This is a genomic window from Halanaerobium sp., assembly GCF_003070835.1.
In genome coordinates, this window is record NZ_QBLR01000254.1 from 1 (window position 1) to 5,051 (window position 5,051).

At 29.0% G+C, this 5,051-nt stretch carries 5 protein-coding genes; 1 reads left to right on the forward strand and 4 read right to left on the reverse strand.

From position 1 onward, the window contains the following. Both CI949_RS16695 and CI949_RS16700 read right to left on the reverse strand, forming a co-directional pair. A partial coding sequence (locus CI949_RS16695) for an aminotransferase class IV (protein WP_290768408.1) occupies positions 1–422 on the reverse strand: 422 nt, incomplete at its 3' end. Between the two features lie 182 nt (positions 423–604). Beyond that, complete coding sequence (locus CI949_RS16700; protein ID WP_290768411.1) at positions 605–1,189, reverse strand: hypothetical protein; 585 nt, start codon at positions 1,187–1,189, stop codon at positions 605–607. Between the two features lie 124 nt (positions 1,190–1,313). On the opposite strand from CI949_RS16700, the gene CI949_RS16705 reads away from it, so the two are divergent. Continuing rightward, a complete protein-coding gene (locus tag CI949_RS16705; RefSeq protein WP_223174459.1) occupies positions 1,314–2,066 on the forward strand; it encodes a helix-turn-helix transcriptional regulator in 753 nt (250 codons plus the stop codon). Between the two features lie 37 nt (positions 2,067–2,103). Here the strand turns inward: CI949_RS16705 and CI949_RS16710 are convergent, their stop codons facing one another. Further along, complete coding sequence (locus CI949_RS16710; RefSeq protein ID WP_089655036.1) at positions 2,104–3,321, reverse strand: EAL and HDOD domain-containing protein; 1,218 nt, start codon at positions 3,319–3,321, stop codon at positions 2,104–2,106. Positions 3,322–3,399: 78 nt separating this feature from the next. Then, the coding region (locus tag CI949_RS16715; RefSeq protein ID WP_290768418.1) for a type II secretion system protein GspD at positions 3,400–5,051 on the reverse strand (1,652 nt) is incomplete at its 5' end.

Consider the following 5,051-nt stretch of genomic DNA (forward strand, 5'->3'; position numbering starts at 1 on the left):
TTCCTACGAGTTGGAACTGTTACTAATTTTAAGCCTGTCTTATATAATTCTTCTGGATAAAGCTGAATTGCACTGGCAATAATAACAACTGTAGGTTCCAAACACTTACGCGGGTCTAAACCAAGATCTCCTTCTCCTCTAGAGACTACTACTCTGATATAAGCATCACTTAATTCATTGGCCCTGATTGTTTTTAAAATTGCTGCTTCCATTTCCTTTTTGGTTAAAGGAATATCCAGCATAATTGTTTTGGCAGACTGGTATAAGCGCTTGATATGCTGATCAAGCATAAACACCCTGCCGTTATAGGCTCTAATCCCCTCAAAAATCCCATCACCATAGAGAAAACCATGGTCAAAAACTGAAATTTTCGCCTGAGCTTCAGGGACAATTTCTCCGTTAAGATAAATATTTCTACTCACTACGTTTGTCCTCCTTAAAATGTTATAATTCTACTTTTACTACTTATAATTATTTTTTAATTATAAAGATAGCATTTTATTTAAGATATGTATTGGTTATAAATTATATAGTTTAATATTTAAAAAGTCAAGTTTTAGCAAAGAAAAAAACTCCCAATTGAGGGAGCCTTTTAAATAAATATTTATTCTTTCCCACCGGAGAATGAACCGCGAATTTCCAAACCTAAATAATAAATATTGTTTGTATCTTCTTCTTCATCTTCTAAAATATTATCACTATCATATTCTTTTCTCTTACTTAAAGCTCTGTTATAACCAAAAAACAATATCTTATCTTCTTTCATTTCATAGTTTAAAAATAAATCTGTTAGAGTTGAGCGACTTTCAAAACTATCGTTACTAAAATTAGTATAACTATAATCTTCCCATGGTTGATAAATGAACTTGGAATGAAGTGATAGTTTTTCCGTAAATTTAGAATCGAAAACTAACATGTAGGCCATTGTATTGTTATCATAGTCATAGCTATAATCTCCGTTAAGATCATTTCTCTCATAATCATTATTGACTCTACCAATTATCGGAGCAAATCTAAATTCTCCTTTTTCTAGTTCATCTGGATCAATTGGTCTAATATAATCCAGCTGCCAATCTGAAATTAACATAGACTGCAAACCGTAATAATCACCTATCTGAGCAAATACTCCACTACTTAAAGAAAAAAGAAAAAATAATGTTATCCCCACTGCAAATAATTTTTTTGACATAAAACTTCCCCCCCTTATTTTTTTTGCAGGAATTTTGTCGATTATCCTGAACTATATATTTATCATAGCATTTTCTAGAAACTTTTAGTATTACCCAAAAGTGTAATTTTTAGGGGGGATCTCAATGGAAATTAACTGGGAAGAAATTATTGACTTTATTTATAGAACAGGTAGAATAATTAACTTACATAAATATTCATACTATTTTCTTAAAGAACTAAATCCACTTATTCCATTTTATGCTGCTAATTTTTTTCTTTTTGATGAAAAAAAAGAATTAATAGGAGATCCAGTTTGTTTTAATATTAGCGATAGTGTTTTAAAAGCATATAATGATTACTACTGGCAGCTTGATGATATTAGAAACCTTGCATTTGACCAGCAGGAACCTATTATCAGTACTCAATTAATGGACTATAAATGGTGGATCAATACTGAATACTTTAATGATTTTTTAGCTAAAAATAGACTTTATTATTCCTGTGGAATTGATATCCATGCTGAGCAGAGACTTTTAGGTACAATTAGCCTTTTTAGAACAAATAAAGATAATAATTTCACTATTAGAGATCTAGTTTATCTAAAAATTCTAGCTAAACACAGCAGCAATCATTTAAATAAATTATTTGAAATTGAAGAGTTAAGAAATTTAAATAATAGAAAAGAAGAAAACCTAATTCAAAATAAAGTAGAAAACTTTAATTTGAGCAAAAGAGAAAAAGATGTTTTAAGATTGATTTTAATTGGTAAAACTAATGAAGAAATTGCAAATGAACTGTTTATTTCAATAAATACTGTCAAAAAACACCTCAGCCATATTTTTAATAAGACTGAGGTGCATAATAGGACGGAACTGGTAGCCCTAGTTTATAAATAAGAAAAAGATATTAGCTAAATTTAAGCTTATCTCTTTTTTATAATTTATTATTTTCAAAAGCTTCAACTATCTCTTTAGTCTTTTCTAGAGCGGTAGAATAATTATCAAAAACCATTCCATAATTAATTGAATATTTTTCAATATAATTTTCAGCTTCTTTTAGATTTAATTTTTCAAAAGCTTCAATAAATAATAATAAATCCCCTAGTTGGCCTTCTCTTTTTATTAACGCTTCTTTTAAATTATTTGAAAGTGATATTTCAGCTAAAATATTTTCTAATTTTCTATCTAAATAAGCATCTATTACAGATAATAAGCCCAAAACAAATAGGTTTTCTCCTCTATTATCTCCAAAATAACCTGCTAAAGATTCTGCAAAATTAGCCCTTAAAATAGCTGTTTTAAATAAAATATCTGGCTTTTCATTATCAAGACCTTTTAGAAAATATAAAAGACTCCACTTCCTCAACCTGTCTACACCCAATAAAACTATTGCCTGTCGAATAGATTTAACATCATAGCCGTAATGGGCAGAATTTATAATTCGTAATAAACTGTATGACATTGACAAATCTGACTTAATTATTTCTTCTATTTTTTTAATTTTAGGATCATCTTTATTTAATTCTTTCATCATTTTAAAAAATGTAAAAGAATAAGAATTGATTTTTTTAGCCTTTATAATCTTAGGCTTAGTAAAGAAAAAACCCTGAAAATAATCAAATCCCATATCTTTTGCTGCAAAAAATTCATCGTATGTCTCTACTTTTTCTGCAATATATTGAATATCCGAATTATATTGATTACAGATAGTAATTATTTTTTTTCGTTCAGCACCTTTTGTAATTATAAAATCTATTTTAATGTAATCAGCTAATTTTATTAAAGGAATTAGATCTTCAGAAAAAACAAAATCATCGAGTACTATTTTAAAACCCATTTCTTTATAAGTTTCAAGCCCAGAAAGCAGCTTTTGATCTACAGTTACTGTTTCCAAGACTTCAATATAGACCATTTCAGGTGCCAATAAATCAGGTATTCCCTGTTTTAATAATTCATCGGTAAAATTTATGAAAGCTGGCTGGCCTTCAGTTAAATTGGTAAATCCTATAGACTCCAAGGTATTCATAATAACTTGAGCAGTTGCTTGTTCTCCATTGAAACTCTCTGAATCTTTACCTCTAAATAGTAATTCATATGAAAAAATATTTAAATTTTTATCAAGTATAGGTTGTCTGGCCACTAAAGCTATCATTTAATCACCCCATAAGATTATAAAAGAAAAGCCCAGCTTATGAGCCAGACTTCAGTTTTATTAATCTTCTTTTTAATCTTAATTTGCTAATATAGATTCTAGTTCTTCAGGAGTTAGACCTTCAAATTCTTTTTCTTTTTTATCATTATTTTTTCTTAGGCTGTCTAATAATTCTTTTCTTTCTTTACCGCTTTCCTGTAAATACTCATTTATTATTTCTGCTTTAGTTTTTTCTGCTGAAGAATTTTCAGTATCAGAATCTACTTCTACATTGTCATCTCTGATATAATCCTGATTTTCAATTTCTTCTCCATATTTAATAATTCTTGGAGTTACAAAAATCAATAACTCATTAGTCGATTCACTTTTTGAGCGAGATTTAAAAAGTTCACCAAAGATAGGTAAATCACCCAAAAGAGGTATTTTAGTAATTTTTCCTTCTCCATCAGTCTGAATTAAGCCACCTATTACAAATGTTTCATTATTATTTAAACGCAAAGTAGTTTCTACACTCCTGGTTTTAGTAGCTGGAGGTGGTGTAGTATCTATATTTGAATATCTATCTGGATTAATTTCATAAAAGCTGCTCACTTCTGGTGCAATTTTAAGTTCAATTTCATCATTTTCTGTAATCCAGGGAGTAAAAGTTAATTTAACTCCTGCTTCAACATGTTCCCAGGTAGTTGTAATATCCCCATCATCATCTTCTTCTTGAACTGCATATGGTTCTTTGTCAGTTATTGATAAATTAGCCTCTTCGCCATTTAAAGTCATTAAGCTAGGTCTGGCTAAAGTTTTAGAGTCAGAAGATGTGTCTAACAATTTAAAAATTTCAGGCCATTTATAAGTTAAATCTTCTATTTTATCAAGATCTGTATTTCTTTCAATTATAATATCACCAATCCCTACATCCATTGAATCAGAATATTTCATTCCAATTTCTCTAGTTAAATCTGAGGAGATTTCTTCTACCCTGGTCTCAATAATAACCTGATATTGCGGCGTATTTATCTCTTTAATTAACTCTGATACTCCGTCAAGCTTATTTTTTGCCCCATTAATAATAATTTCTTTTCTTTTAGCATTAACATGAAGTTGAATGTCTGGATAAAATTTATTTATTATTTCAGTTATTTGTGCAGTATCTATATAGTCAACTCTCATTTTACGAGTTTCAGGCTCCAAACTCTGATCATAAGTTTTAGCCATTGATAAAATACTCTTAACTGATTCTTCTTCTCCACTTATCGTTATAGTTTCTGTTAAAGGGTTAACCTGAAAATTTAAGTTTGAATTAACTATACGTAATTTTGATTCTAAATCAGCTAAATCTGCATTTAAAACAGTGTAACTTTCACTATATAGTTTAGTTTCTTCACTTTCCCTATTTTCAAAATCTGTTCCACTACTCCCTTTTAGTACTTTAGCAGAATCAAGCCTATTAATCATCTCTTTAATTTCTTCTACTCGATTACTCTCTCCTTTAATAATAAACTGCCTTCTTGATATGTCCATCGAAATTAATGTTTCAGGAAATATTTCTTTAACAATAATTCCTATATTCTCAAAGTCACTTGAGTTAACTTTAACAAACTCTGTAACTAAATTAGAATAGATTTGATCGATTTTTTCAGGCTGAGCAACTACTACAGTGTTATTGTCCCATTTATAATCTAATCCTCTTGTTTTAGTTATCAAATCTAAAGATTTTTCAAAAGTAATATCCTGTA

What these genes read in the sequence shown, in the direction of transcription:
- CI949_RS16700 (WP_290768411.1), bottom strand. Translation starts at nt 1,189, where the DNA reads ATGTCAAAAAAATTATTTGCAGTGGGGATAACATTATTTTTTCTTTTT.
- CI949_RS16710 (WP_089655036.1), bottom strand. Translation starts at nt 3,321, where the DNA reads ATGATAGCTTTAGTGGCCAGACAACCTATACTTGATAAAAATTTAAAT.
- CI949_RS16705 (WP_223174459.1), top strand. Translation starts at nt 1,314, where the DNA reads ATGGAAATTAACTGGGAAGAAATTATTGACTTTATTTATAGAACAGGT.